General features: G+C 33.1%; 26 protein-coding genes. 12 read left to right on the top strand and 14 right to left on the bottom strand.

Features of this window, described 5'->3' with window-relative positions; genetic code table 11:
• Positions 1-2: 2 nt before the first annotated feature.
• The 3 genes from ACFX5F_RS00565 to ACFX5F_RS00555 all read right to left on the bottom strand — a co-directional run bounded on the left by ACFX5F_RS00565 (position 3) and on the right by ACFX5F_RS00555 (position 3,381).
• On the bottom strand, positions 3-2,024 hold the full coding sequence (locus ACFX5F_RS00565; RefSeq protein ID WP_379848908.1) for a tetratricopeptide repeat-containing sensor histidine kinase: 2,022 nt from the start codon (positions 2,022-2,024) through the stop codon (positions 3-5).
• Between the two features lie 137 nt (positions 2,025-2,161).
• Positions 2,162-2,392, bottom strand: a complete 231-nt coding sequence (locus ACFX5F_RS00560; RefSeq protein ID WP_379848906.1) for a 3-oxoacyl-ACP reductase — start codon at positions 2,390-2,392, stop codon at positions 2,162-2,164.
• Positions 2,393-2,568: 176 nt separating this feature from the next.
• Positions 2,569-3,381, bottom strand: coding sequence for a LytR/AlgR family response regulator transcription factor (locus tag ACFX5F_RS00555; RefSeq protein WP_379848904.1), 813 nt, complete (start codon positions 3,379-3,381; stop codon positions 2,569-2,571).
• Between the two features lie 467 nt (positions 3,382-3,848).
• On the opposite strand from ACFX5F_RS00555, the gene ACFX5F_RS00550 reads away from it, so the two are divergent.
• Together ACFX5F_RS00550 and ACFX5F_RS00545 are read left to right on the top strand one after the other, a co-directional pair.
• The gene (locus ACFX5F_RS00550) at positions 3,849-4,043 is read left to right on the top strand and encodes a hypothetical protein (protein ID WP_379848902.1); all 195 of its coding nucleotides are present in this window, start codon (positions 3,849-3,851) and stop codon (positions 4,041-4,043) included.
• A gap of 97 nt (positions 4,044-4,140) precedes the next feature.
• A complete protein-coding gene (locus ACFX5F_RS00545; protein ID WP_379848900.1) occupies positions 4,141-4,380 on the top strand; it encodes a hypothetical protein in 240 nt (79 codons plus the stop codon).
• A gap of 53 nt (positions 4,381-4,433) precedes the next feature.
• Here ACFX5F_RS00545 and ACFX5F_RS00540 read toward each other — a convergent pair whose 3' ends face one another.
• Positions 4,434-5,975: a glycine--tRNA ligase gene (locus ACFX5F_RS00540; protein ID WP_379848898.1), complete on the bottom strand. Its 1,542-nt coding sequence runs from the start codon at positions 5,973-5,975 to the stop codon at positions 4,434-4,436.
• Positions 5,976-6,072: 97 nt separating this feature from the next.
• Here ACFX5F_RS00540 and ACFX5F_RS00535 point away from each other — a divergent pair, with 97 nt between their 5' ends.
• On the top strand, positions 6,073-6,756 hold the full coding sequence (locus ACFX5F_RS00535) for a ComF family protein (protein WP_379848896.1): 684 nt from the start codon (positions 6,073-6,075) through the stop codon (positions 6,754-6,756).
• A 324-nt stretch (positions 6,757-7,080) separates the two neighbouring features.
• Positions 7,081-7,689: a superoxide dismutase gene (locus tag ACFX5F_RS00530; RefSeq protein ID WP_073209105.1), complete on the top strand. Its 609-nt coding sequence runs from the start codon at positions 7,081-7,083 to the stop codon at positions 7,687-7,689.
• Between the two features lie 291 nt (positions 7,690-7,980).
• Here the strand turns inward: ACFX5F_RS00530 and ACFX5F_RS00525 are convergent, their stop codons facing one another.
• From ACFX5F_RS00525 to ACFX5F_RS00510, 4 genes are all read right to left on the bottom strand, one after another.
• Positions 7,981-9,879, bottom strand: coding sequence for an amidophosphoribosyltransferase (locus tag ACFX5F_RS00525; protein ID WP_379848894.1), 1,899 nt, complete (start codon positions 9,877-9,879; stop codon positions 7,981-7,983).
• A 198-nt stretch (positions 9,880-10,077) separates the two neighbouring features.
• Positions 10,078-11,001 carry a PfkB family carbohydrate kinase gene (locus ACFX5F_RS00520; protein WP_379848892.1) on the bottom strand — a complete coding sequence of 308 codons (924 nt, stop codon included), beginning with the start codon at positions 10,999-11,001 and terminating at the stop codon, positions 10,078-10,080.
• A 207-nt stretch (positions 11,002-11,208) separates the two neighbouring features.
• Positions 11,209-11,601, bottom strand: coding sequence for a hypothetical protein (locus ACFX5F_RS00515; protein ID WP_379848890.1), 393 nt, complete (start codon positions 11,599-11,601; stop codon positions 11,209-11,211).
• Positions 11,585-12,172, bottom strand: coding sequence for an RNA polymerase sigma factor (locus tag ACFX5F_RS00510; RefSeq protein WP_379848889.1), 588 nt, complete (start codon positions 12,170-12,172; stop codon positions 11,585-11,587). Before ACFX5F_RS00510 ends, ACFX5F_RS00515 begins: the two co-directional genes overlap by 17 nt.
• A 126-nt stretch (positions 12,173-12,298) precedes the next feature.
• Between ACFX5F_RS00510 and ACFX5F_RS00505 the strand changes: the two genes are divergently transcribed.
• Positions 12,299-12,646, top strand: coding sequence for a DUF6249 domain-containing protein (locus ACFX5F_RS00505; protein ID WP_379848888.1), 348 nt, complete (start codon positions 12,299-12,301; stop codon positions 12,644-12,646).
• A gap of 55 nt (positions 12,647-12,701) precedes the next feature.
• Here ACFX5F_RS00505 and rnhA read toward each other — a convergent pair whose 3' ends face one another.
• Together rnhA and purN are read right to left on the bottom strand one after the other, a co-directional pair.
• Positions 12,702-13,175 (bottom strand): ribonuclease HI, encoded by a 474-nt coding sequence (gene rnhA / locus ACFX5F_RS00500; RefSeq protein ID WP_379848887.1) that lies wholly within the window; start codon positions 13,173-13,175, stop codon positions 12,702-12,704.
• Positions 13,176-13,249: 74 nt separating this feature from the next.
• A complete protein-coding gene (gene purN, locus ACFX5F_RS00495) occupies positions 13,250-13,813 on the bottom strand; it encodes a phosphoribosylglycinamide formyltransferase (RefSeq protein ID WP_379848885.1) in 564 nt (187 codons plus the stop codon).
• Between the two features lie 175 nt (positions 13,814-13,988).
• Between purN and ACFX5F_RS00490 the strand changes: the two genes are divergently transcribed.
• The 6 genes from ACFX5F_RS00490 (at position 13,989) to ACFX5F_RS00465 (ending at position 19,354) form a co-directional block, all read left to right on the top strand.
• Positions 13,989-14,225 (top strand): acyl carrier protein, encoded by a 237-nt coding sequence (locus tag ACFX5F_RS00490; RefSeq protein WP_007137004.1) that lies wholly within the window; start codon positions 13,989-13,991, stop codon positions 14,223-14,225.
• A 181-nt stretch (positions 14,226-14,406) separates the two neighbouring features.
• Positions 14,407-15,660, top strand: coding sequence for a beta-ketoacyl-ACP synthase II (gene fabF, locus ACFX5F_RS00485; RefSeq protein WP_379848883.1), 1,254 nt, complete (start codon positions 14,407-14,409; stop codon positions 15,658-15,660).
• Positions 15,661-15,665: 5 nt separating this feature from the next.
• Positions 15,666-16,406, top strand: coding sequence for a ribonuclease III family protein (locus ACFX5F_RS00480; protein WP_379848881.1), 741 nt, complete (start codon positions 15,666-15,668; stop codon positions 16,404-16,406).
• Between the two features lie 113 nt (positions 16,407-16,519).
• Positions 16,520-17,008 carry an IPExxxVDY family protein gene (locus ACFX5F_RS00475; protein ID WP_379848879.1) on the top strand — a complete coding sequence of 163 codons (489 nt, stop codon included), beginning with the start codon at positions 16,520-16,522 and terminating at the stop codon, positions 17,006-17,008.
• A gap of 5 nt (positions 17,009-17,013) precedes the next feature.
• Complete coding sequence (pyk, locus tag ACFX5F_RS00470) at positions 17,014-18,444, top strand: pyruvate kinase (protein WP_379848877.1); 1,431 nt, start codon at positions 17,014-17,016, stop codon at positions 18,442-18,444.
• A gap of 139 nt (positions 18,445-18,583) precedes the next feature.
• Complete coding sequence (locus tag ACFX5F_RS00465; protein ID WP_379848875.1) at positions 18,584-19,354, top strand: Bax inhibitor-1/YccA family protein; 771 nt, start codon at positions 18,584-18,586, stop codon at positions 19,352-19,354.
• Positions 19,355-19,407: 53 nt separating this feature from the next.
• On the opposite strand, the gene ACFX5F_RS00460 is transcribed toward ACFX5F_RS00465, so the two are convergent.
• The 3 genes from ACFX5F_RS00460 to ACFX5F_RS00450 all read right to left on the bottom strand — a co-directional run bounded on the left by ACFX5F_RS00460 (position 19,408) and on the right by ACFX5F_RS00450 (position 23,231).
• Positions 19,408-19,926 carry a PAS domain-containing protein gene (locus tag ACFX5F_RS00460; RefSeq protein ID WP_379848873.1) on the bottom strand — a complete coding sequence of 173 codons (519 nt, stop codon included), beginning with the start codon at positions 19,924-19,926 and terminating at the stop codon, positions 19,408-19,410.
• Positions 19,927-20,022: 96 nt separating this feature from the next.
• Positions 20,023-21,105 carry a DNA polymerase IV gene (gene dinB / locus ACFX5F_RS00455; protein ID WP_379848871.1) on the bottom strand — a complete coding sequence of 361 codons (1,083 nt, stop codon included), beginning with the start codon at positions 21,103-21,105 and terminating at the stop codon, positions 20,023-20,025.
• 44 nt (positions 21,106-21,149) lie between these two features.
• The gene (locus ACFX5F_RS00450; protein ID WP_379848869.1) at positions 21,150-23,231 is read right to left on the bottom strand and encodes a recombinase; all 2,082 of its coding nucleotides are present in this window, start codon (positions 23,229-23,231) and stop codon (positions 21,150-21,152) included.
• Between the two features lie 301 nt (positions 23,232-23,532).
• Here ACFX5F_RS00450 and ACFX5F_RS00445 point away from each other — a divergent pair, with 301 nt between their 5' ends.
• Positions 23,533-24,000, top strand: coding sequence for a CYTH domain-containing protein (locus ACFX5F_RS00445; RefSeq protein ID WP_379849773.1), 468 nt, complete (start codon positions 23,533-23,535; stop codon positions 23,998-24,000).
• Between the two features lies 1 nt (position 24,001).
• Here the strand turns inward: ACFX5F_RS00445 and ACFX5F_RS00440 are convergent, their stop codons facing one another.
• Positions 24,002-24,484, bottom strand: a complete 483-nt coding sequence (locus ACFX5F_RS00440; RefSeq protein ID WP_379848867.1) for a septal ring lytic transglycosylase RlpA family protein — start codon at positions 24,482-24,484, stop codon at positions 24,002-24,004.
• Position 24,485 lies beyond the last annotated feature (1 nt).

Genomic DNA, 24,485 nt, shown 5'->3' with positions numbered 1-24,485 from the left:
TTCTATGTGAGTATTTGTTTGTTTTCAAAAGGAACTGCAATCGTTATGATTGTCCCATTTCCTTTTTTTGAATGTATGTCAACAGTTCCATTGCATTCTGCAGTACGGGATTGTATATTTTGCAAACCTATACCTTTTTTTGATTTCTTTACATCAAATCCCTTTCCGTCATCAGTTATGGTTAAAAATAAATTCCCATCCCTTTTTTTGATTTCTATTTTAATACTATTCGCTTCAGCATACTTATTAATATTTTGAAGTGATTCTTGGATAATCCGATACAAATTTATTTTAACGGAATTGCTAATTAATTCCCATTTGATCGTTCTGTCAATCGTTGCTAATAATTTTGGCTTGAATGTCTTTTTTTGATCTTCGAGCAAATTATCTACAATGGCAACGAAGTTATTAATTAATTCTGATTTTTCTCTATTCAAATCATGGGAAATTTCACGAATATCTTGTTCTATATTTTTTAATTCTGAGAGATAACTGATTCGCTGCTTAATAGCTGGCTCATCATTGAATTTATTCAAGCCGTCCAGATTCATCCGTACGCCAAACATTCTCCCCAAAACCCCATCATGCAATTCTTGCGCAACTCTTTTTTTCTCTTGCACCCTACTGGTTTCAATGGTGCTTTGCTGCGAAATCATAAGATTATATATTTCTTCATTAACCTTTTGTTGTTCCTGTTTGAAGAGTAATTCTCTATTTTTAGTTTTCTGAGCTTTTAGGACATATAAAAATAATCCCAAGACAGCAAAAGCACTAAACCCAAATAACAAATTCCTGTTTTTAGTCTCCAGATCGGTATTTTCGTCTTTTATTTGATCCGTTTCATATTCTATACGAGAGAATTTATCTCCCATTGCACGCTCTGCTTTTTGCAAGTTTTCGTTGATTTGAATATATTCTTTTGTATAAACAGAAGCATTTTTAGGTTCAAGAACCGCTAATTGCTTAAGAGACAACAAAATATCACGGGGATTATTCGTGATTCTTGATAATAAAAGTGCTTCTTTAGAATATTGTAATGACCTTACAGCGTCCTTCTTTGAGGCAAAATATTCTGATAAATGGATTTTACTTACAAATATGCCGGAAGTTAATTTAAGACTATCTCTCAGTTTTAGTGATTGATAAAATAATTCGGGAAGTTTTTCCGACTCTTTCAATTTGAATTTTGCATAGGCCAAGTTATCTAACAACATCGCATAGACGTATGGCTTTTGCATTTTTAAGTTTTTTTGTTCCAATCCTTTTTGAAAATAACTTTTTGCAAGCAAGTAGTTCTGAGTATTTAGATACAGAAACCCAATATTATTATAGGTTGTTGCTTTTGACTGAAATACCTTGGGTATTATTTCATCATCACTAATCCCCAATGCTTTATTGTGATAAGTAATTGCATTTTCAAATTCACCAAGCTCACCATATATTATTCCCAGAAGGTTATAAGCATCGTATAAAATGTTATTTATTTGTTTCTCTCTTTTGGTTATCCGCAACACATTGAAGACTGATTTTTCGCTCTCTAAAAAATTACCCGTCTTATATTGTAAATTAGCCTTGTTTATTAACATTTTACCCAAATTAGAATTATCACCCAGTTTGACATACATTTTTTCTGCTTTATAATAAAATAGAAAGGCGCTGTCTAAAACTGCTTGAGAATCGTAATAATCTCCTAAATAAGTATAGGCCTTAGTTATGTTTAAAGTATCATGGGCACTTTCTGATTTTTCTAAAACAATATGTACTGTTTTATTAAAATCTTTCCAATTATTTATATTATAATATCGATTGGCAATTTTGAAAAGGTTGACACGGTTGAGCGAATCGTTATCCTGATTTACAACTATATCAAAAGCTTTGTAATTATATTCTTGTCTTTTTTGTCGAGGAAGATTGAAATTATTTGCTAATGAGAAATAGGATGAGAGACTATCTTTAACTGAAATATCAGAAATGTTTTCAGCACTTTTTTTGGAACAACCAAAAAAGCCGAACAACAGTAGCAAAAATAGATATATGAAGAATTTATTTTTCAATAGTTTCTGACTAATTTTATCAAAAATAGTAAAATAAATCTATTGACATTAAAAAAGGCTATCAAATAATTGATAGCCTAAATATATTTTATAATAAACAATGGTTTCTAGTCCACTTTAACATTTCCTCCTGTTGCTGTTTGTCCAACAATATCAACTTTAACATTTCCTCCTGTTGCAGTTTGTCCAACAATATCAACTTTTACATTTCCTCCAGTTGCTGTTTGTCCAACTATACTAACATTGTCTGCTTTGGTATTATTTGTCACTTCTGTTGTAAATGAAGTTAAGATCATTACTAAAGAGAATAAACCGATTGTTAAGATTGCTTTTTTCATAATAGGGGATTTTTATGTTTTTATTTGATTTTACGTTAATTACCATTCTTTTAGCAAGAATTTCTTTCGTAAAACTACATAAGGAACTTCAATTTTTCCTACAAAATCAGGGGTATATGGTGGAATACGGCCATCTGATAGTAAATGACATTCAAATTAGGGTAAATGACTATTTTTTAAATTTCCAGATAATTCCCGTTAGAGAAATCAGAGATAATTTGGTCTACATTTGTCTTATAGGATTTAGAAAAAGGTAGTTTAACTATAGTATTTTTAATATAACATACTGTATTTCCAGTATGAATTCTGGAAATATAATTGCGATTTACGATATAACTGTTGTGAATTCTAATAAAAGGAAAGGATAAAATTCCTTCAAAATGCTTCAATGTTTTGAACGCAGTAATCATTTCACCATTATTGAGATGTATATCCGTTGAATTATTATCTGCCTGAAGATAACAAATATCTTTGGCATCAATATATCTATAGTCACCATAGGATTTTATACATAATATCAGTGGTTTTTCCTCAGCTCTAGGCAGCTGTTGTGTATTAGAAACCGGTTTTTCATCAAGGATAATTGTTTGCTCTTTTGGTGGCTGAAATGAAGTATTGGATTTATTTAATTTCAAAATCAATTTTACCAAATCAATATTTACCAAAGGCTTCAACAAGTAATCCGTCACTTGATAATGTATTGCGTCAAAAGCCAAATCTTTACTGGTAGTTGTTACAATGATTTTCGGCACTGCATTCAAGAACCTATATAATTCATTGATAAGAGATACTGATAAGTTGCTTTCTTTATTAATTGGATCAATTTCGAGAAAAATTAAATCCGGCTTACATTTTAATATAAGATTTAAACCATCATTATAATTGTTTGCTGCTGCCACAAAAATAAGCTCCGAAAAACCATCGGCAACGGCTTTCGTATTCAAAAAACTTTCCTGATTATCGTCAATAATAATGTACGAATAATTCATCAATTGTTTTTCCTGCTATGGTTAGGCATTTTATCAGCGCTCCAAAGTAAATTACACTTCAAATTATCAAATTATTATGAGTAGTTTAGTTACACTAATTAAACTAAAAAAGAAATTTTCCACTTCAAGATTCTTGTTAACATTCTAAAAATAAACATTTAACTATTTTTCAATAGATCTTGTTAATATGTTTTAAACAAATGTTAATACATTAAGATGAACTACAAATAAATCCGATAAAGTACATGATTCTATTTTCAGAAAGAAACTCTAAATTAAATTCATCGCAATCATTCCTTAAAAAAAATTTCGGGGCGCAACAAGAAACTCTCCGCTTAAGAATACTTAAGATGAAAACAAAAGTAAAGTAATTGAGAGGCAGTCTATCTGAACTACCAACATTAAATTAAATGTGAAAAGTATCCTTTTTACAAATTTATCTTACTTTTATACAAAAAACTAATTCTATGAAAAAACTATTTATTATAATGTGCAAATTTTCTTTTTTATCCGGTTTTGTCCAAGAAAAAGAAACAATCGATTTCAAAAGAAATGAGATTAAAGGAAATGCACTATTTTTAGTATTAGGAACTGCTGAAATTACTTACGAAAGATTAATAAATGAAGATTCTGGATTAGGCGTTTCATTATTTTTTTGTTAAAGAGAAGGATTTTGACACACAATTTAGTTTAACACCATACTACCGATCTTATTTTGGCAAAAAAATAGCAGCTGGTTTTTTTGTAGAAGGGTTTGGAATGATTAATTCGGGAAATACTGGACGTTATTCAGAATACGATTCCGTAAATCAAAACTATTATACTGTAGAAGGAAAAAATTTCACAGATGTTGCTCTGGGTTTTGGTTTAGGTGCAAAATGGGTACAAAAGAGAGGATTTGTTTTTGAAATAAACGCAGGTATTGGCAGGAATTTATTCAACAGCAATAGCCCTGAAGTTGTAGGTCGGGGTGGAATAACACTTGGCTATCGATTTTAAACAAAAAATGCTTCTCGATTGAGAAGCATTTTTTTATAAGTACAATAGTTTGCTTACATTTTCATCAACCAGTTTTTTACCGAAACTTCATTTTCGATAATTGATTTCAAATCGGCAATTTTTACACGATCCTGTTTCATCGAATCTCTGTGGCGAATAGTTACCGTTTGGTCTTCAATAGTTTGATGATCAACGGTAATACAAAACGGAGTTCCTAGAGCATCTTGTCTTCTATAACGTCTTCCTACAGCATCTTTTTCATCATACGCTACATTGAAGTCCCATCTTAAATCGTCAACAATTTTATGAGCGATATCTGGCAAACCATCTTTTTTGACTAATGGTAAAACTGCTGCTTTTGTTGGAGCCAAAACGGATGGTAATTTTAGAACTGTTCTGGTAGAACCGTCTTCTAATGTTTCTTCTTTTAAAGAAGTCGCAAAAACGGCCAAGAACATTCTATCTAAACCAACCGAAGTTTCTACTACATAAGGCACGTAATTCTGATTCAATTCGGCATCAAAATATTGTAATTTTCTACCTGAAAACTGTTCGTGTGCCTTCAAGTCAAAATCAGTGCGAGAGTGAATTCCTTCTAATTCTTTGAATCCAAAAGGGAAATTAAACTCAATATCAGCCGCAGCATTGGCATAATGAGCTAGTTTTTCATGATCGTGGAAACGGTAATTTTCTTTACCAAGTCCTAATGACAAATGCCAATTTAGTCTAGCTGTTTTCCAATGTTCGTACCATCTCATTTCATCGCCCGGACGCACAAAAAATTGCATTTCCATTTGTTCAAATTCCCGCATACGGAAAATAAATTGTCTTGCAACGATTTCATTTCTAAACGCTTTTCCGGTTTGTGCAATTCCAAAAGGAACTTTCATTCGTCCTGATTTTTGTACATTCAGGAAATTTACAAAAATACCTTGAGCTGTTTCTGGGCGTAAGTATAAATCCATCGCTGTATCAGCTGACGCTCCTAATTTAGTACCAAACATCAAGTTAAATTGACGCACTTCTGTCCAGTTTCTAGAACCAGTTTCCGGATCGGCAATTTCTAATTCTTCGATTAATGCTTTTACGTCTTCTAAGTCTTCGCTACCGAGTGAACGAGCCATTCTTTCCAGAATTTCTCTTTCTTTAGCTTTGTATTCAATTACTCTGGCATTTGTAGTTACAAATTCCTGTTCGTTGAAAGCATCCCCAAAACGAGCCCTTGCTTTTTCGATTTCTTTGATTGCTTTTTGATTTAGCTTTTCGGCATAATCTTCAATCAAAACATCGGCTCTATATCTTCTTTTCGAATCTTTGTTATCAATTAATGGGTCGTTGAAAGCATCCACGTGGCCTGAAGCTTTCCAAGTAGTTGGATGCATCAATATAGCCGCGTCAAGACCTACGATGTTATCGTTCATTTGAACCATCGCTTTCCACCAATATTCGCGTATGTTCTTTTTTAATTCTACTCCGTTTTGTGCATAATCATAGACTGCACTTAAACCATCGTAAATTTCGCTTGACGGAAAAATAAATCCGTATTCTTTTGCGTGCGAAATTACATTCTTAAATAAATCTTCTTGTTTTGCCATAATAGTGCAAAAATATAAAAAGTGAACTTAAAAAAAAGAAAATTGTTAAAGATTGAATCATTGATTTGTCTATTTTTATAAATAAATCCTTGATTACATGTTTGAAAGCATTATAAATCTATTTTTTCCAAAAGTTTGTTCCGGTTGCAGCTCTTTTTTATTATCCAATGAAAATGTGATTTGTACGGTTTGCCGGCACGATATTCCATTGACCAATCATCACTTGAACCCAGAAAATGATGCCTTCAAAAAGTTTTATGGACGAATTCCTGTAATTCACACTTCAGCATTATTTTATTTTCATAAAAAAGGGATTGTACAAGAACTCATTCATAATTTGAAATACAAAGGACATGAGGAAATAGGAACTGTTTTGGGCGAATGGTACGCGGAAGATTTAAAAACAATTACTCTATTACAAACTGTCGATGAAATTATTCCAGTGCCGTTGCATCCAAAAAAATTAAAAAAAAGAGGATACAATCAAGTAACGGCTTTTGGCGAAGGACTTTCTTCCTGTTTAAATTTGGATTATAACGATTCGCTTTTAATTCGAAATGTATATTCAAAAACCCAATCCAAGAAAAATTTATTTGGTAGAACAGAAGGAATTGAAAATATTTTTGATGTTGTGTTTACAGAAAAAAATCACAATAAACATTTCCTTTTAATTGATGATGTTATTACAACCGGAGCCACATTAGAAGCCTGTTCTCGTGCATTGTTGAAAATTCCAGGCGCTAAGATTAGTATAGTCTGCATGGCGATGGCGCAATCCTAATTTAGAGGTTCCGTCTCCGAAAACTTGAATTTAAAACACAGCGCAATATAAAACACAATCGTTTTTAGCCCTGATTGAAGTGAAAATCCTTTCTAGTCCTGAACTTGTTTAAGGATCCTGAAACAAGTTCAGGACTAGAAAGATTGCAGTGGAAAGCAGGAAATAGCTCCTAAAAATAAGCACGTTACAATTACTTATCGAATTAAAAAGAGCATACTATCAATTAATTTAATGAAATTATAACGAAATAGAATTTCCGATTACAAAGTTAAATGTATAAATTTGAATAAAATATTATTATAAATCAATTTAAACAATCATATTATGGCTTTTGAATTACCACAATTACCTTATGCGTATGACGCATTAGAACCTTATATTGATGCACGCACGATGGAAATTCATCATACAAAACATCATAACGCCTACATTACAAATGTCAATGCGGCGATTGCCGGAACAGATTTAGAAGGCAAAACTATTGAAAATATCTTGATTAATCTTGACATGAAAAACATGCCAGTTCGTAACAATGGTGGTGGATTTTACAACCACAATTTGTACTGGACTGTAATGACTCCAAACGGTGGCGGACTTCCAACAGGTGATTTATTGGCAGCAATAGAAGCTGCTTTTGGAACTTTTGAAGAGTTTAAAGCAAAATTCAGCAAAGCAGGAGCAACACAATTTGGTTCTGGTTGGGCATGGTTATGTGTTCATAAAGGCGGGAAATTAGATGTTTGCGGGACTCCTAACCAAGACAATCCATTAATGCCGGGCGTAGGTTGCGGCGGAACTCCAATTTTAGGAATGGACGTTTGGGAACATGCTTATTACTTACATTACCAAAACAGAAGACCTGATTATATTGAAGCATTTTTCAATGTAATTAATTGGACGGAAGTTTCAAGAAGATATGCTTTAGAGAAATAAAAACAGAATAAAGATGAAGGAATAAAGACTTCGAAAACTTATTTTTTTCATCTTAAAAACAAAAAGCGCCGATTTCAAATTTTGAAGTCGGCGCTTTAATTTATGTCATTTCTAGACTTTATTTCAATAAAAAAGGTGGAATTGCTCCCACCCTTTTTGCCCCAAATCTACCATAAACTTAACCTACTAATGTTATATGGTGGAGTAAATTTATAGTAGTTATATCTTCTAAACAAATAAATTAGATGAATAACAAATAAAAACGTTTAATTACTGAATTACAATCGTTTATCAGTAAGCTCTCACATCTTTTCCCTCGTAAAAGTTCATAAACGCGCGATTCACCACTCGATTACCTCCCGGTGTTGGATAGTCACCCGTAAAATACCAGTCCCCTAAGTTCTTTGGGCAAGCAATATGTAAATCTTCTACCGTTTGGAATATTATTTTTACTTCAGCATTTATTTCAGGAGAACTCAACATTTCAGCAATTTTATCTGAAACTTCCTGTGGCTGAAATGGCTCGTATATCGCTGTAACGTAATTTACAACGTCAAGATCTTTATAATTTTCCTGCCCTTTGCATTTTAAATACACCTCATCAACAATATGATATAAGTTTCTTTCTTTAAGCAATTCTAGTGCTGCCTTAAATGCAACTAAGCCTTCTAATTTAGCCATGTCAATTCCGTAGCAATCGGGATATCTTATTTGTGGTGCCGATGACACGATTACTATTCTCTTTGGATTCAAACGATCCATCATTTTAATAATACTCATTTTAAGTGTAGTTCCACGAACGATACTATCATCAATAATCACCAAATTATCTGTTGGTTTGATAACCCCATAAGTAACATCATATACGTGAGCCACTAAATCATCCCGACTACTGTCTTCTGTGATAAAGGTTCTGAGTTTCGCATCTTTAATAGCCACTTTCTCAGTACGGATTTTTACGGAAAGTAATTCTTGTAAAGATTCCTTAGTCAATGTGTTCCTGTTTTCAAGAATGTAATTATTTTTCCTTTGGTTCAAGAAATCCTGAGCCGCTTCAACCAATCCGTAGAATGAGGTTTCGGCAGTATTTGGAATATAAGAAAAAACGGTATTGTCTGTGTCTTCATCAATTGATTCTAAAACAGCAGGCAAGATAAGTTTCCCTAACATTTTTCTTTCTTGATATATTTCAGCATCACTTCCTCTAGAAAAATAAATACGTTCAAACGAACATGCTTTTTTAACCGTTGGCGGAAGAATTTCCTGCATAGAAACAGTTCCGTTTTTCTTTATTATTAACGCATTTCCCGGCTCAATTTCCTCCACTTTTTCAAAAGGCACATTAAACACGGTTTGTATTACCGGTCTTTCAGAAGCTACTACTACAATTTCATCATCTTGATAAAAATAAGCGGGACGTATTCCTGCCGGATCTCTAAATACAAAAGAATCACCATGCCCTAGAAGTCCTGCCATTGCGTAACCCCCATCTAGATTTTTAGAAGCTCTGGTCAAGATTCGGGCTACATCTAATTTTTCAGCGATTACTGCTGAAGCTTCTCTTTTGGTCAATCCATCATTTTTACATTCCTGATACAAATCAGTTACTGCGCCATCAAGGAAATGACCTATTTTTTCCATTACGGTAACCGTATCCGCCATCTCTTTTGGATGCTGTCCTAATTCAACTAAACTTTGAAAAAGTTCTTTTACGTTAGTCATGTTGAAATTACCAGCCAAAATCAGGTTTCTGTGCATCCAGTTGTTCTGACGCAAAAATGGATGAACGCTTTCGATACTATTTTTTCCGAAAGTACCGTAACGAACATGCCCTAAAAACAATTCACCGATGTAAGGAATATTTTCTTTTTGAAGAGCTACATCATCCGCATATTCAGGATGAGCCGCCATTTCTTCATTTATTCTATCATTTATTTGTGCAAAAACATCTTGAATAGGTTGTGCATGATTAGAACGTACTCTGCTAATGTATCGTTCTCCCGGCTCCATGTCTAGTTTTATACTTGCAAAACCTGCACCATCTTGTCCACGATTGTGTTGTTTTTCCATAAGGAGATACATTTTTTGTATTCCGTAGAAAGCAGTTCCGTATTTCTCTTTGTAAAATTCAAGCGGTTTGAGTAGTCTAACTAGTGCTATTCCACATTCGTGTTGTAAAGCGTCGCTCATTGTGTTGTTGTTTGTAGTTGTGTAATTATTTTTCCTCTTCTCGGCCCTCTCCAAAGGAGAGGGAGACTAGGTTTGATGTACTTTCGGTTTTCACTCTTCTACTAATTTCTAATAGTTAAATTCGTGAAAATTTGTGTAATTCGTGTTTGATTCCTTTTTTTTCAATTAAAAAAACCCCGTTTCCGAGGTTTCAAAACATTATAATTCTATATCAAATTGTGTTAGAGATTTAAATTGTTGCAATCTTGACAACACTTCTTTTTTCTCTAAATCAACCATTCTTTCGGTTCCAAATTTCTCTACACAAAATGAGGCCAAATTAGAACCGTGTATAATTGCATTTTTCATGTTCTCGAAAGAGACGTTTTCACTCTGAGTAATAAACCCAGCGAATCCTCCTGCGAAAGTGTCTCCTGCTCCTGTTGGATCAAAGACTTCTTCTAATGGTAATGCTGGAGCAAAGAATACTTCTTTGTTATGAAACAAAAGCGCGCCGTGTTCTCCCTTTTTTATTACCACGTATTTTGGTCCCATTGCTTGAATTAATGCAGCAGCTTTAACTAATGAATATTCACCGGAAAGCTGTCTGGCTTCTTCATCATTAATGGTTATAACATCCACACGTTTTATTACTTCCAATAACTCTGCCAAAGCGCAATCCATCCAAAAATTCATAGTATCTAATACTACTAATTTTGGTTTGGTTTCCATTTGATCCAAAACACTGCTCTGCACCAATGGATGCAAGTTTCCTAACATCACTACATCAGCATTTTTGAAATTTTGAGGTACTTTAGGTTGAAAATCAGCTAAAACATTAAGTTCTGTTGCCAATGTATCCCTTGAGTTTAAATCATTGTGATACAAACCGCTCCAAAAAAACGTTTTTCCGCCTTTAACTACTTCAAGTCCCGAGATATCAATGTTTCTTGCTGTCAATAAATCTAAATATTCTTGTGGAAAATCATCACCAACTACAGAAACTATGGCAGATTGTAAATTAAAAAAAGAAGACGAAAGTCCGATATAAGGTGCGGCTCCACCTAAAATTTTATCAGTTTTGCCAAAAGGCGTTTCTATGGCATCAAAAGCAACGCTTCCAACAATCAATAATTTATTCATTTTATGAGATTCGAATTAAGGCGCAAAGATAGTTTATAAGTTGTAAAATTGCAAAGGGTATAAAGCACAAAGTTTTACTAATATATTTATTTGATTTTCAAATAAATAACAGCATATTTTGGACTTTTATCTACTTTGAATAGAATAAAAATATTTTAGCGTTGAACGATTAGAAACTGTCCGTATCAATTGTAAAAAAAACAAATTTTACAATTGATACTTCTTGTCATAATAATTTTTCAATAATGGTATTTGTACCAAAATCATTAAATCGACAATTAAAATAGCATAAATAGTGTTTTTTGAAAAATGGAACTTTGAAAATATGTTTGGAATATTTACAACATACGAATGACCTATTTCCGAATTATATGACTCATTCCAAAAGGCAGTATAGAGAATCAAAGAAATTAAACTCCCTAAAATAACAATCCAAACAGGTGTAGAAATCAAAGGTTTGTAATGCTGAATTTTACTTTTTTCGAGAACTAAAATTTGAGACATTACTTTTGAAGTAAAGTCAATTGACGGTGACTCCAAAGTGCTTTCCGTCATTATTTCACCTATAAGTTTTTCAATATTTTTATCGCTCTCTTTCATAATAATCCAATATTTCCGGTTCCAATTGCTTTTTTAAAATGACTGCTAATTTTTTTCTGCTTCTAAATAACTTTACTTTGACGTTATTGGAATTAATATCCATAATTTTTGCAATCTCATCTAAATTCTGATTGTCAAAATAATACAACGTTAATAAAAAATTTTCTTCCCTAGACAATAAATTCAGGCAATTTTGAATCCTTTGCTTCCGCTCTTTATCTTCCAAAGCACTCAAAGCGTTATCAAGAGTTTTAACTAAATGATCCGAAAATTCATCAATTGAAATAGTGTTCTCTTCCTTTTTATTCTTTTTTAAACGATCCAAACAAGTATTATAAGCAATTTTATAGATCCATGTCGAAAATTTAGAATCCCCTTTAAACTTATTCAAAGAATTGTAAATTTTGATAAACGTATCTTGAGAAATCTCTTCGGCTTCTTCTCTGTTTTTAATCATCTTTAAAGCCAAAGTAAAAATCATTTCCTTATAACGATCAACCAATACGCCAAACACATTTGTGTCCCCTTGTATAATTTGATTGATATAATGTTGATCACTTAACTTATCCATATACTAGTAAGACGACAATAACATAATTAAGGTTACAAATAATTTATTTTATTTTTTTGACAGATCTGTAACCTAAATCAAATCCGTTTCGTCATATGGAATATTAATCATTTAAATTATGCAATTATGGGTCCAGAAATTTTAATCCCCTTGAGTTTTTTCCTTATGATCTTTGGAATTGTTTATCTTGTTTATTCTACAAGAAACCGAGAGCGTTTAGCTCTTATTGAAAAAGGCGTAGATGCCAGTATTTTTTTGGAAGGAAAAGACAAAGGCGTTCCTATGTGGAAAGTATTTATTCTAAATCTAGCTTTTTTGTTAATCGGAAGTGGAGTTGGAATTTTTATCGCTTTGCTAATTACAACTTACACCGCCTTGAATGACGGTGCCGTTTATCCATCAATCATTATCACAATGGCGGGAATTGGCTTACTTGCAGGATTTAACAAGGCTAAAGAATTAGACAAAGAATAAATAATTTTTTTATATAACGTATCAAAAAAATATTTTGATACGTTATTGTTTTTTTTTATTTCGAATCAATCGCTTCATAAAATTCATCAACAGAAAGTTGCTTTTGCATCGAAGCCATAACAGCTAATTCGTCACACCTTTCGTTTTGAATATGGTTATTATGACCTTTTATCCATTTAAAGTTTACTTTGTGCTTTCTATAAACAACCAAAAAGCGTTTCCACAAATCGGCGTTTTTCCGGTCCACAAACCCCTTTTTTTCCCAACCCAAAACCCACTTTTTCTCCACTGAATCGACCACATATTTAGAATCTGAAACCACTAAAACTCGCGTGTTTGGATTTTTAAGTTTTTCTAAACCTACAATTACAGCTAATAATTCCATTCTGTTATTCGTGGTAAGGCGAAAACCTTCATAGAATTCCTTTTTATAGGGCTTTCCTACCCATTCCATGACAACACCATAACCACCGTTTCCGGGGTTTCCTTTGGCTGCGCCATCAGTATATATATGTACGTCGTGTTCCATTTTAGATTTTTAGACTTGGTGCCCTTTTTGATTGTTATATTTTTTGTGATAATATAGTAGCTTTTCGAAGAAGTCTAATTTTCTAACAATCGCTCAATAACCTGTGGAAAATGTTCTTGTTCTAATTCATGTATTTTATGAGCCACTTCCTCAGCAGTTTCATTACCAGATAAGATTATATTTTTTTGAAAAAGAATATTCCCTTCATCATAATTTTCATTGACAAAATGAATCGTAATACCAGTTTCTTTTTCTTTGTTTTCCACTATTGTTCTGTGAATATTCATCCCATACATTCCTTTGCCACCATATTTAGGCAATAATGCCGGATGTATATTTATTATTTTATCCGGGTAAGCTTCAATGATATCCTGTGGGAATTTTAATAAAAAACCTGCTAAAACTATTAGATCAGGACGAAATGTATTTATCTTTTGTAATATTTTACTTTCATTTAAATCGTCTTTTGAAAAAACTACCGCCGGAACTTGATAGTTTTGTGCTCTTTCAATTACTTTTGCGTCCGAGCGGTTTGTAAATAAAGCAACAACGGTTCCTATTTTTGTTTCAGCAAAATATTTTATAATATTTTCAGCATTAGTCCCAGATCCAGAAGCGAAAATGACAATTTTTTTCATAATTCAACCCATTTATATTATGCAAAAAAAGGAATAAAAAATGAAATTAAATAACATTCAGAAGCCTTTGTCAAATATATTTTATAAATTAGTTGTCACATTTATTAACTTATTCGTTGTTTTAAAATAAAGTTTTTTATTTTTGCCAACAAATTAAATTCTAAAATTAAAGATTATGTCAGACATTGCATCAAGAGTAAAAGCGATTATCGTAGACAAATTAGGTGTTGACGAAAACGAAGTTGTAACAGAAGCAAGCTTCACTAATGATTTAGGAGCTGACTCATTAGACACTGTTGAGCTTATTATGGAATTCGAAAAAGAATTTGACATTCAAATTCCAGACGATCAAGCAGAAAACATCGCTACTGTAGGTCAAGCAATCTCTTACATCGAGGAAGCTAAAAAATAATAAAGTACACACCCGTTTGCAATCTTGTATACGGGTGTTATTATTTTTTTTTAAAATTAAATTCGCGATTGAATTTCAATCAAAAAAGATATTTATTGTAATACCCATGGCTCTTTTGTACTATTACTACAGCGAAGAAAGCGTGGGTTTTATTTGTTTAAAGATAACAAAATAAAAAATTATGGTATTAAGAAGAGTTGTTGTTACAGGTTTAGGTGCGCTTACTCCTATTGGAAATAACATTCAAGAATATTGGAATGGGCTTATTAACGGTGTTAGCGGCGCTGCACCTATAACTTATTTTGACGCTTCAAAGTTTAAAACTAAGTTCGCTTGCGAATTGAAAAATTTTAACGCTGAAGATTTCTTAGACAGAAAAGAAGCCAGAAAAATGGACCGCTATGCACAATATGCAATGGTTGCATCTGACGAAGCTGTACTGGATGCTGGTTTCAATTTTGAAAAAATAGATAAAGACAGAGTTGGTGTTATATGGGGATCTGGAATTGGCGGATTAGAAACGTTCCAAATCGAAATGTTAAATTTTGCTGCTGGCGATGGTACTCCAAAATTCAATCCGTTCTTTATTCCCAAAATGATTTCAGATATTGCATGTGGTCATATTTCCATAAAATACGGATTTAGAGGACCCAATTTTGCAACTGTTTCTGCTTGTGCTTCTTCTACAAATGCAATTATTGATGCCTTCAATTATATCCGTTTAGGACATGCTGATGCAATGGTAACGGGAGGTTCTGAGGCTGCAGTAACTATTGCAGGAATGGGAGGTTTTAACGCAATGCACGCTTTATCTACACGAAACGACGACCCAAAAACGGCCTCACGACCAATGGATAAGGAACGTGACGGATTTGTTTTAGGTGAAGGAGCAGGAGCGTTAATTCTAGAAGAATACGAACATGCTGTTTCCCGTGGAGCAAAAATCTATTGCGAAATAGGTGGCGGAGGTATGTCAGCTGATGCTTACCATATTACTGCACCACATCCTGAAGGATTAGGTGCTAAAAATGTAATGTTGAATTGTTTGAGAGACGCAGGATTAAACGCAACTGATGTTGATGGTGTAAATATGCACGGGACATCAACACCACTTGGAGACATTGCGGAATCTAAAGCAATATTACATGTTTTTGGCGAACATGCGTACACAATGAATTTGAATTCAACAAAATCGATGACTGGCCACCTACTTGGTGCAGCTGGAGCGATCGAGACAATTTCATCTATACTTTCACTAAAATACGGTATAGTACCTCCTACGATAAATCATTTTACAGATGACGAAAACATAGATCCTAAATTAAACTTTACTTTCAATGTTCCTCAAAAAAGAGAAATGAACGTTGTGATGAGTAATACCTTTGGTTTTGGAGGACATAATGCTTGTGTATTAGTAAAAAAATTAGATATCTAATTTAGATGCGTATAATTAGAAAAATATTTTCAAAATCCCGTTCTCTAGAAGACGGGATTTTTTTTGATTCTATTCAGAAAATCCTGGGTTTTGCTCCAATAAATTTAGGTTTTTACAAAAAGGCATTCACGCACCGTTCCTCTAATCGATTGGACGTTTTAGGGAATCCAATTAATTACGAACGATTAGAATTCTTAGGCGATGCAATGCTAAGTTCCGTAATTGCTGCCCACTTGTTCAGCAAAGCGCCTGCAGGCGACGAAGGTTACCTAACCAAAATGCGTTCTAAAATTGTAAGCAGAGAACACTTGAACGAACTGGGAAAGGATCTAAATTTAGTCCAGTATATTGAAAGCAAAGTGCCTTTACAACATTTTGGCGAAAATATACATGGCAACATCTTTGAATCATTAATTGGAGCAATCTACCTCGATCGAGGTTATGTTTATTGCGAAAAATTTATTCAAAAAAGAGTTATCGTTCCTTACGTTGACATTGCCAGACTGGAAGGAAAAGTTATCAGTTACAAAAGTTTAGTTATAGAATGGTGTCAAAAAGAGAAAAAAATATTTCACTATGATATTTTTGAGGACAATGCAATTGACGGGCAACGTTTGTTTGGGGTTAAACTCAGCATCGATGATAAAGTAATTGCAAAAGCCAGAGCCACTTCTAAAAAGAAAGCGGAAGAAAAAGCATCTCAACGCGCCTATTTTGCATTCCAAGAAAAAATGGATAGAAAATAATATCAATTTTCTTAAAACTATAACGTTTTCGTTTATAAATTAACGCAAACATCTCATTTGAAGAGGATAAAACTTCGATAGAAATACTATATTTACATCATATTTTGCAAGAAATGGGTATTCATAAATTGGATCTTGGCGAATTTGACGAAATAGATTATTATCTTATTGCTATTCACACTTCATTAGAAGACTATCGTCTGGCTTATTTTATTAATCAAAATCTTCCGATTAATCTAAGTAAAAAAGAGACTGAAATTCAAATTAATATAAAAGAAGGAGAAACAAATTTCTCAAGATTTTATTACCATGACATTGAAAATGATATTTCGTGGAATTTGATTCAAAATAAAAGTGAAGTTATCCAACAGAGAGAGGGAGATAACCAAAATTTATTTTCAAATATAGTCATGGAAGTGGCGACAAAAGTTTTTTTACTTCCTGAGTTAAAAAAAGTTGATTATTTCTTAAAAATAGAAAATACCGATGATATTATAAACATATCTAAAATACAAACCATACTAAACAAAATTGATTCTATTTCGGCCATTTACACGGTTGAAACAAATCAAATAAAATCAAAAAACAATTTAATTTTTTAATACAAATGCTTACAAACAAAAAAACGAAAATTGTAGCCACACTTGGGCCTGCATGTAGTACAAGAGAGATCATAAAAGACATGATTGACGCAGGTGTAAATGTTTTTAGAGTGAATTTTTCCCATGCGGACTACGAAGATGTAAAAAATAAGATAAATTTAATACGAGGTCTAAACGAAGAATTTGGTTATACCACTGCAATTCTTGGAGATTTGCAAGGTCCTAAACTTCGTGTAGGTGTTATGGAAGAAGGTGTTGTTGTAAATGATGGAGACTTAATTACATTTACTACTGCCGAAGATATCCTTGGAACTGCAAAAAAAGTTTTCATGAAATACCAAAACTTTCCAAACGATGTAAATCCAGGAGAAAGAATTTTGCTAGATGACGGAAAACTTATTTTCGAAATTGTAGAGACTGACAAGAAAACAGAAGTTATAGCACGAGTAATTCAAGGTGGTGAATTGAAATCTAAAAAAGGAGTAAATCTTCCTAACACTAAAATATCTCTTCCTGCGATGACAGAAAAAGATATTGCAGATGCTATTTTTGCAATTGGGCAGAACGTAGATTGGATTGCATTATCATTTGTAAAAACACCTCGAGATTTACAAGACTTACAAGAATTAATAGCCGAACATTCAGAATATAAAATTCCAATTATTGCCAAAATCGAAATGCCGGAAGCATTAGAAAATATTGACAAAATTGTTGCTTATTGCGATGCTTTGATGGTTGCACGTGGAGATTTGGGAGTTGAACTTCCTGCACATGAAGTACCTTTAGTTCAAAAAGAATTAATTCGCAGAGCTAAAACAGCTCGTATTCCTGTTATTGTCGCTACGCAAATGATGGAAACAATGATCACCTCACTTACCCCAACACGTGCAGAGGTAAATGACGTTGCTAACTCCGTTATGGATGGTGCAGATGCCGTAATGCTATCTGGCGAAACCGCAACTGGAAACTATCCTGTTCAGGTAATCCAGAAAATGACTCAAATCATAGAAGCAGTTGAAGATTCTCCGTTAATTCACGTTCCACAAGATACACCTCAGATCAAAACTAAACGTTTTATTACAAAAACAATTTGTCATCATGCTGCAACGATGGCTAATGTAATCAAAGCAAAAGCGATTTGTACCTTGACGAACAGTGGCTATACTGCTTTTCAAATCTCAGCTTGGAGACCTAACGCACATATATTAGTTTTTACATCAAATAAAAGAATTCTTACCCAACTTAATTTATTGTGGGGAGTAAAATCTTTCATGTACACTAAGGATGTAAGCACGGATGATACTGTTACTGACATCAACGAAATTGTAAAACAAAAAGGTTTTGTACAAAAAGGGGATTTCCTTATCAACTTAGCAGCAATGCCTATTAAAGATAAAGGAATGGTAAATACCTTGAGAGTTTCTGAAATCGAATAATTCAAGACTTTTAAAATAAATAGAAAAACCCGTCTCGTTCGAAAAATGAGACGGGTTTTTTGTAGAAAAAAATTAAGAATAAATAAACATTCTTCTGTAAAATAAAATTTATATTTGATGCATAAAAATCTTATCAACTATGAGTTTCAATTCGAAAAATCCATTTTTAAATAATAAATCTTTTTCGTCAGCGGTATCCAGAAAAGACGAAGTTCACAACGCCACATTAATTGATTACAATCAAGAGATGACTTTGGCAGGAACAATCAACAAAAGTATCATCCTGTTTTTACTTCTTACTGCCTCCGCAATGGTGATTTGGTGGATGGCTTTTAATGGCCTGAATCCAATAGTTCCCGCAATAGGCGGAGCTATTGTAGGTCTTGTTTTAGTTCTTATATCTGCTTTCAAACCAGAATACTCCCCTTATTTGGCCCCCGGTTATGCCTTGTTTGAAGGATTATTTATTGGCGGAATTTCAGCAATTTTCGAGACTATGTATCCAGGAATCGTAATACAAGCAGTTGGTGCAACTTTTGTAACTTTCATGATCTGCCTTGGATTATATAAATATAAAATCGTAAAAGTAACAGAGCAGTTCAAATCAGTTGTTGTAGCTGCTACACTTGCTATTGCGACTTACTACCTAATATCTTGGTTATTTTCTATGTTTACCAGCTTTGTACCCGTTCATTATGGTAATTCAATGATGAGTATTGGTATAAGTGTTTTTGTGATTGTAATTGCAGCTTTAAATCTATTTTTAGATTTTGACCGTATTGAAAAAGGAACAGAACAAAAAATGCCAAAATACATGGAATGGTATGGTGCAATGGGCTTGATGATAACCTTAGTATGGTTATATATTGAGTTTTTAAGATTACTGTCAAAACTGAACAGCAAAAACTAATTGTAACCCCATTATCAAAATACTAAAAAACCTTTCTCTCCAGAAAGGTTTTTTTATGCTGCTTTCTCAAAAGCAATATAATGGCTGAGTTGTCCTTTCAAATTAAAAATAGGATATCCTTTTATCAAACAAGCGTATATATCTCCGTTCTTTTTATAGTTTAACACCGTTTTCTCGAAAGGCTGCTGCGACTGTATTGCACTATTTATCTCATTTGATACAATTCTATCGGTGACTTGACCCTGAAACATTTTTGGGCTTTTACCCAAAACTTCTGCTTCTAAGTAGCCATTCATTTTGACCATGTTGTGTGAAGCAAAAACAATAGTTAGTTTGGCATCTGTAACGATTATTACTTCTTCTTTTATTGGCGAAGAAATATCCCAATCCGGCGAAAGTTTCCACTTATTTTGGTACGCAATTTCTTTGAGGCTTTTTAAGTCGAGAAACGATTGTTTTACTTCTTTTAAAAACTCATAATGAAAATCTACACAAACAATAGGAAGCGATTTAATTCGTAAATCATTGTGATAGTTTACAATAGCCCTTTCATATTGATTTAAATTGCTCATGATTTTTTGATTATATGAGTCAAATATAATTTTATTTCTAAAAATAAAATAGTAAATATTTAATTTTAACCATTGTTGAACGATCCTTTTATCAAATTAAAAAGCAAATTTCAACTGCACTACGAGGAATTTTTTTTCTTCTGTATTCAAATTGCTTAAAGAAATTCCCAGTAATCGTACGGAATCTTTCATTCGTTCTTGGTACAACAATTCTTTCACGATTTCTAAAATCAGCCCTTTATCTGAAATAAAATAAGGCAAGGTTTTACTTCGGGTTTGTTGGGAAAAATCGCTAAACTTTATTTTCAACGTGACGGTTTTACCAGCGATATCGTATTTCTTCAATCTTTTCTCCAGAGAAATAGCAATGCTTTCCAGTTTTTCCATCATAAATATTTCTGACGAAAGATTAATATCAAAAGTGTGCTCGGCTGCAACTGATTTAGTAATCCGATCTGATTTTACCTCACTATTATGAATCCCTCGTACCACATCAAAGTAAAAATTTCCCGATTTTCCAAAATGTTTCTCCAGAAAATCCAATGTTTTACTTTTTAAATCTACACCGGTAAAAATCCCTAACTGATACATTTTTTCGGTAGTAACTTTCCCTACTCCATAAAATTTTCTGATGGGCAATTCCTCCAGAAAAGGAATAACTTCATCTGGATTAACTGTCTTTTGACCGTTAGGCTTGTTATAATCACTGGCTATTTTTGCCACAAACTTATTAATTGATATTCCCGCCGAAGCAGTTAGGCCGGTTTCATTAAGTATCCGCAATCTTATTTCTTGTGCCAATAGAGAAGCACTTGGATTCCCTTTCTTGTTTTTAGTAACGTCTAAATAGGCTTCATCAAGCGACAGCGGTTCCACCAAATCCGTATATTCATAAAAAATCTTTCTGATTTTATTTGAAATTTCCTTATACCTGTCAAATCGCGGTTGGACAAAAATAAGTTCCGGGCAGTACTTTTTTGCCAATGCACCACTTATAGCACTGCGAACGCCAAATTTTCTGGCTTCGTAACTTGCCGCAGCTACTACTCCTCTATTTTCAGAACCACCCACAGCGACGGGTTTGCCTCTCAACAAAGGATTATCCATTTGCTCTACCGAAGCATAAAAAGCATCCATATCGATGTGTATGATTTTCCTTTTTGGATTTAAACCTTGCATAGTATAACAATTGTATAAATAGTCTCTTGAAAAATGAATTAAAATTATTCTTTTTCCGCTACACTCAAATAGTTTTCAACCGTTACTGATTTATTTTTATTTTCTGTCGGAAAAAAGAAACTGATAGGACTTGATTTAAAATGCTTCCAAATGGAGGTTCCAACAAATTTTAACTCAAATAATGAAATGGCTCTTGAACGAAATGCTAAGCCCAAAGACAGACTGAAACTTACCATAAAATTGACCAATCCAATAATCCCAATTCCAAAAATTCCCCAAAATAGCATTGAATTACTGACGGCGTAATTTGCTCCGTACAATCCTAATGCCAAATTCCCACTAGCAAAAGTAATATGTCTAATATCCAGATTTAGCCCTAAAAATAAACCAATTGAACCAATACTGCCCATAAAAATACCAAACCAGAAATTAGATATAATTCCTGCCCATCTTTTTTCGTACAACTTTGCCAATTTCAGTGCTCGCACTTTCCCTAAACTCCTTTTCAGTCCCGGATGTTCCGCTATTCGAAAATAAACCTGATTGTGTTTATCCCTGTTAGCTACACTTCCAGAAATGATTCCGGATAAAAATAAAAACACACCAGCAATAGCAGAATGAAGAATAGCTAAGGAATGAACAGGACTTAGGTCAATGAGTAAATTCTCCCATTTAGTAGCTGCAATATTATAATCGAAAGTATACTCTATTAACCATATTCCAAGTAATGAAATAGGAAAAGCCATAATCACATTCCCCACAAAAGCGATAAACTGAGAGCGAAAAACACGTGCAAAAAGAATCGCAAAGGCTTGATATTTTTCAGAATCTTTTCCTTGTTTTACTTCGCCTTCTTCCAATGCTTTTATTAAAGCAGCAGCAGTCATGGCTGGCTGCTTAGTTGCCAAAGTAAATCCCAACAGATAAATAACAATAAATCCAAAAGCATAGTTCATACTATAAATAAAGGCATGCCCAAAAAAACTTGCATCCACTTTAGAAAGCAATACTTTAATTATACACATTATGCCCACAATAAATCCTCCGCCCAATGCTGTTCGAAACATTTTAAAATATTCGCTTCGCGTTTCTGTAATGTAATGTTCTCCTGTTTTAGCTGTATGTTGCGTTATTTCATAAGAAATCAACTGTGTACTTTCTCCAATAAATTTCCTAACATTATTTTTATAACAATTGTATCTTATTAATTGCAAAGCCAAAGCAATTCCGTTCGCTTTGATATCCTGCTGTTTACCGACTATTAAAAATGGAATTAAATGTTTTAATCTATCTAATTGTTGTCTAATTTTTAACAAATTCTGATTTACTCGAAGCGAAATTCCATATTTAGAACTATTATGGAATGCCTTATCAACAAAGGCCTCGCACTGTTTATGTAGTACCAGTACCTGTGCATAGGACAAATCATCCGGTTTTATATAATGCAAATCAGAATTTCTAATTTTATCCCCAATCTGAAGTAATTCTTTTTCAAAAGCGCCAAACGGACTTTCTAAATCATCAAATTCCGGAACCATTTTTAGAACGTCTGTTTCCATGGCCCTACCGCTAATTCTTTGCGTAATTAAAGACATTGCGATTAACAATTCAGACAAACTCGAATTAGGTTCTACAGTTTCATAAATTGATTTAAATTCTAAAAGAGCATATAATTCAGCCAATTGACCGAACTGTATCCTATTTATCCAAAGCGCATCATTCCGATTGTAGAACACCTGATTCAGCACATATTCTAAGGTACTTTTTTGTGGCTGATAGGGTAAAAATTTAGAGAAAATTCTTTTTTTTACCTCAAAAATAAAATCAACGTCTTGCAGTATCGCAGCGTCGGACAGAATTTTGTTGAATTTTTTATCTTTTAGAATCTCTTTTATATAAACAGAAAACTGACCTCGACAAGACTCATTTTCTTTTAAAAAAGAAATAATTTCGCGTAAGTCTATTGTTTGTAATTTCTTTATTTTTGACGGTCGAAGAAGTTCAACCAACCTAACCAAAGCTTCTAAATCATCTTCTTTATTGCGCCAAGATTGGTTCCCATCAAAATAACAAATTAATAATTCCGATAGAGTAGGTTTGGATTTCGTTTTGAAAAATAATCTCATTATAATAGTCTCCTTTTTGTAAAAGTACAATTTGACCAATTAACTTTCATTAACTTAATCATAAAAAACGATTGCGAAAGCGGAACTAGGAATTAAAAAAATTGTCAAAATCTATTAAACAGTCCTAATTTTACATTTAATTTTAGCGAGATTACCTATCATCGCGAGATTATTTAATACCTTTGAAATACGACTGTAGCCGCAATGGATTTACAATAATTTTTATTACGAATACCGTAATTCTTGGGATAGAAATTTAAGCGGTAACAATTCAAGATATCAAAATAGGTTTAGTATGAAAATGATCGAAATAGAAAAAAAATTTATGGTTTTAAATGATTCATTTAAAGCAGCCGCTTTGACTCAAAATCATATTGCACAAGGCTATTTAAGTACGGTTCCAGAACGTACGGTCAGAGTACGCATAAAAGGAGAAAAAAGCTATCTGACAATCAAGGGCTTGACTAACGACACCGGAATGTCTCGTTTTGAATGGGAGAAAGAAATCCCTGTTAATGAAGCCAAAAAATTACTGCTTTTGTGTGAAAAAGGAGTCATCGACAAAACCCGCTTTGAAATAAAAGTAGGCAATCACATTTTTGAAGTAGATGAATTCCATGGAGACAATAAAGGTTTGATCATAGCTGAAATTGAACTCGATTCTGAAACTGAAACTTTCGAAAAACCAAATTGGCTAGGAGAAGAAGTCACAAATGACAAACGTTACTATAATTCCTATTTAAGCAAGCATCCCTACAAAAAATGGTGATTTAGTTGTTTAAAACCGCAATAGTCACCTGCATAGAACCATCGTCTCTACGAGAAGCAATATCATTGAAGGCTCTCTTAGATAAATCAATTTCTCTTGACTTTACAAATGGACCTCGATCTGTAATTTCGACAATCACTGACTTTCCATTAGCTTCATTAGTTACCTTCACTTTTGTTCCGAAAGGAAGTTTTTTGTGTGCTGCAGTATATTTGTTATTATCGAATTTTCTGCCGCTTGTTGTTCTTCTACCGTTAAATTTATCAGCATAATAGGAAGCATGAGCATCCGTTTTATAAATTTTAAATTTTCCGTTTTCTACTAGTAAAGTATCCGAAATAATTTCTTGACGTCCAAGTACCATTTTACTTTTCTTAATAGTGTCCTTTTGTACGGAAGCTTTTTGTTTATTTAAACCACGGCTTTGACTGCTGACTAAACCTATAATTGTTAGCAAAAAAAATAATGTAATTAATTTTCTCATA

This window comes from Flavobacterium zhoui (genome assembly GCF_042787235.1).
GTDB lineage: Bacteria > Bacteroidota > Bacteroidia > Flavobacteriales > Flavobacteriaceae > Flavobacterium > Flavobacterium zhoui.
Note: the sequence above shows the minus strand (reverse complement) of the source record. Positions and strands in the feature narration are given on the sequence as shown.